This window comes from Paraclostridium benzoelyticum (genome assembly GCF_001006285.1).
Classification (GTDB): Bacteria; Bacillota; Clostridia; order Peptostreptococcales; family Peptostreptococcaceae; genus Paraclostridium; species Paraclostridium benzoelyticum.
Map to the genome: position 1 here is coordinate 1 of NZ_LBBT01000244.1, position 3,661 is coordinate 3,661.

The window sequence follows — 3,661 nt, forward strand, 5'->3', positions numbered from 1 at the left end:
TATTAATATATATTAATATATAATTTTAGTATATAAAAAATAATTTTAACTTATATTTAGGGGGGATCTTATGACAGTTTTTAAAGAACTATGTGATACATACAGTTTCATTAATAAATTAGATGAACCAATTAAAAATCTTATTGAATCTAGATTAGTGGTTGAAAGTTTCGATATAAACTCTGAAATAATAGCTAGAGGAGAACAGTGTAGAGGTTTTTCTTTAATTTTAAAAGGATCTATAAGAGTTTATAAAATTTCAGATAAAGGAAAAGAAGTAACTTTATATAAGCTTTCTAGCGGAGATACTTGTTATTTATCTATGTCTTGTATGTTATCGAATGAAGTTTTTCCAGCATTTGCAGAAGTTATAGAACCTACAAAGATAATTTTTATTCCAACTGACATTTTTAACAAGTATATATATAATACTTTAGACTTTCAAAAGTATATGGTTTCAAATTTATTTACTAAATATACAGAAGTCATAAATTTATTGGAAGAAATAGCTTTTGAACGTATGGATGTAAGGGTTTCTAAGTATCTATTAGATATTTCTAAAAGAACTAATAATAGTGATTATTTATATTTAACTCAAGAAAAAATTGCTCAGGAGTTAGGAACTAGCCGAGAAGTAATAACTAGACTACTTACAGATTTTAAAAACAAAGATATAATCACATCTCAAAGAGGTAAAATAACCATAATCAATAGAGACAAATTAATTCATCTAAGTCAGTTATAAAGTTTTAATTGACTTATACTTACATATTATGTAAAATTATAAAAGAATTGAATAAACTTTCTATTCTCTTGTTGAGGGAGTAGCTAGCACGTAAAGTGTGATTAGATCAACATAATGACTATAAAGTCTGGTCTAATCTTAAATAGCGAGACTCATACACGATTTTTTCGTGTATAAGTCTCGTTTTTTTTGTGCATATTATAAAAAGTTAAGGAGGAATAATGATTATGAGTTTAATATCAATTTTATTAACGTCAATTGCTTTATCTATGGATGCATTTGCTGTATCTATAACTAAAGGAATGACAATTAAAAATATAACAACAAAATTAGCTTTTAAAATAGCTTTTTTCTTTGGTTTATTTCAAGGAGGAATGCCTCTAATTGGATGGGCCCTAGGAATTAGCTTTGAAGGATACATAAAGGCTTTTGATCATTGGATTGCATTAATATTACTATCATTCTTAGGAATAAAAATGATATATGAATCTATTGAAGGTGAAGATGAGGATGAAGTTGCTTTAGATATAGCTCAAGATAATACTCAAAATAACTTTAGTGATAACGATATAAAAATAAAAGATTTAATAGTATTATCTGTTGCTACTAGCATAGATGCACTTGCCGTTGGTGTTAGTTTTGCATTTTTAAATATATCTATAGTCCCAGTTGTAAGCGCTATAGCTATAATAACTTTTATAGTGTGTTTTATAGGTGTTTTGATAGGAAAACAAATAGGTCCAATATTAAAAAATTATGCCGAAATTATAGGTGGTATTATATTAATATGTATAGGTATTAACATATTCAACGAGCATACAGGATTTTTATCAAATTTTATTGACTTTTTTAAGTAAATTATAAAAAATATGTATTTTAACATAAAAAATGGATAAAACTAGCCCTTCGAACATTTGTTCTTGTATGCTTTTTTATCCATTTCTGTATTATTTAGTTATATTTTCTATATTAAACTCTAAATTTCCATCTACAATCATATGAGTTAACTCATTTTCATATAAATTATCTATTTTTTCATCTGTATATAATAAATACTTAGGCACATACATATCTTCTTCTTCATTAGGTTTAATAGTTTCAAAAGGCGATATGAGTATTTGGTCAAAATTCAAAATTAACTTTGGAAGTTTTTTAAACACTTCTTCACTATTATCATAATTTTCGTTTGCTAAACTTTCATAAGCTTCAAAGCTCTTTTTATAATATAGGCTAGCTAGCATATATTCACATTTCTTATTGCCTAACTTGCTTCCTTCTTTAAAATATTTTTCAGCTTCACTATCTTCATTTAATTTTAGACTCAATTGACCTAAATTAAATATAGATTCTATACACCCTTTTTCTCTTGTTTTTTCATACCAATACTTAGCACTTACATAATCTTTATAATAAATGCTATATATTATACCTAACATATGTTGTGAGTATCCATTATCCTCATTTGCGGGAACTTCAAATAATTTTTTAGAAAGCTCATATTCTTCTTTCTCAAATAAAATTTTCCCTAAATGAATCCTAGAATTCAAGTGATCTTTTTCAATAGCTTTTTCATAAAAACTTATCGCTTTATCATAATCATCTAATTCTTCATAAATAATACCTAATCTATAAATTGATTCCAGGTCATTATTTTCAGCTGCTTTTAGATAATACTTAATTGCTAAATCAAAGTTTTTCAATTGTTCATATATATTACCAAGTTTAACTTGAACAGATGTTAAATCTTCTATCTGTTTGTAATAGTCAATTGCAGAATCTGTATCATCTATTTGTTTATAAAGATCTCCTAGATTTTCTATAGATTCTCTAAATCCATAATCTATACATTTTTTATACAGAGGAATAGCTTCTTCATATAATTTCTCTTCAAATAAAAGTCCAGCTAAATTATTAGTAGCTTGTATTATGTCTTTGTCAGAAGCTTCTTTATAATACATTTTAGCTGTGTTTAAATCATTTTCTTTATTATAAATATTGCCTAGTTTATAACTAGATAATATATTGCTTTTATCATAAGCAACTTTATAGTAAAACTTAGCTTCTTCATAGTTTTCTTGCTCATCATATATGTAAGCTAACCTAAAACTGCATTTTTCATTACCTTTTTCAGCAGCTTTTTTGTAATAAATTTTAGCTTCTTCATAATTTTGATCTGATTCAAACAAAAGAGCTAAATTATAGCAAGCTTTTTCGTATCCCAATTTAGACAATTGTTTATAGTTTGAAATAGCATCTTTAAAGTCCCCATTTTCTTGATATATCATAGCTAAATTATATTTTGCATGATTATTTCCTAAAATAGAACCTCTTTTAAAGCAATCTATTGCATTTTGAACATCATTTGCATATCTATATAAAATACCTAGATTGAAAAGAGCATCAGAGAGTTTACCCTCACTAGCTTCTTTTAACCATCTTATAGAATTTTCGTAGTCTCTTAACTTAAAATAAATTACCCCTAAGTTATTTTGAGCCTTCAAATGCCCCAGCAATGCTATCTTTTCATACCAATATATAGAATATTCATATGCTTCTAAACTATAATAGATACTTCCCAAATCATAAGCAGCTTCTTCAACTCCACTTTTAAATGCCAGTTTAAGCCATTTTTCACATTCTTCTATATTACCCTCAGACTGATATAACTTGGCTAACGTATATTGAGCCTTGTCATAGTGATTTATTGAAGCTTGAGTTAATAGCTCTATAGCATCATCAATCTTCCCTAATTTAATGTAAAGGCTAGCTTTAGCATACATTATCTTAGGATCAGTTGGGATATCTTTTATTTTTTTTATTGAAAATTTAATTTTATTCATAAACAATTCCCTACCTACCTTTTGTATTATATTATACATATTTTACCATAATATATCATTATACAATATATATCCA

General features: G+C 26.1%; 3 protein-coding genes. 2 read left to right on the forward strand and 1 reads right to left on the reverse strand.

All coding sequences use genetic code 11. The annotated features are described in order from the left end of the window. The first annotated feature begins 70 nt into the window (after positions 1–70). On the forward strand, positions 71–745 hold the full coding sequence (locus VN21_RS12310) for a Crp/Fnr family transcriptional regulator (RefSeq protein WP_025163144.1): 675 nt from the start codon (positions 71–73) through the stop codon (positions 743–745). A gap of 227 nt (positions 746–972) precedes the next feature. Beyond that, entirely contained in the window at positions 973–1,602 is a 630-nt protein-coding gene (locus tag VN21_RS12315) for a manganese efflux pump MntP (RefSeq protein WP_046823522.1), read from the forward strand. A gap of 90 nt (positions 1,603–1,692) precedes the next feature. On the opposite strand, the gene VN21_RS12320 is transcribed toward VN21_RS12315, so the two are convergent. Next, positions 1,693–3,585, reverse strand: coding sequence for a tetratricopeptide repeat protein (locus VN21_RS12320; RefSeq protein WP_046823523.1), 1,893 nt, complete (start codon positions 3,583–3,585; stop codon positions 1,693–1,695). Positions 3,586–3,661: the final 76 nt, after the last annotated feature.

Coding starts and splice junctions, on each gene's coding strand:
- VN21_RS12310 (WP_025163144.1), top strand. CDS start 71: ATGACAGTTTTTAAAGAACTATGTGATACATACAGTTTCATTAATAAA.
- VN21_RS12315 (WP_046823522.1), top strand. CDS start 973: ATGAGTTTAATATCAATTTTATTAACGTCAATTGCTTTATCTATGGAT.
- VN21_RS12320 (WP_046823523.1), bottom strand. CDS start 3,585: ATGAATAAAATTAAATTTTCAATAAAAAAAATAAAAGATATCCCAACT.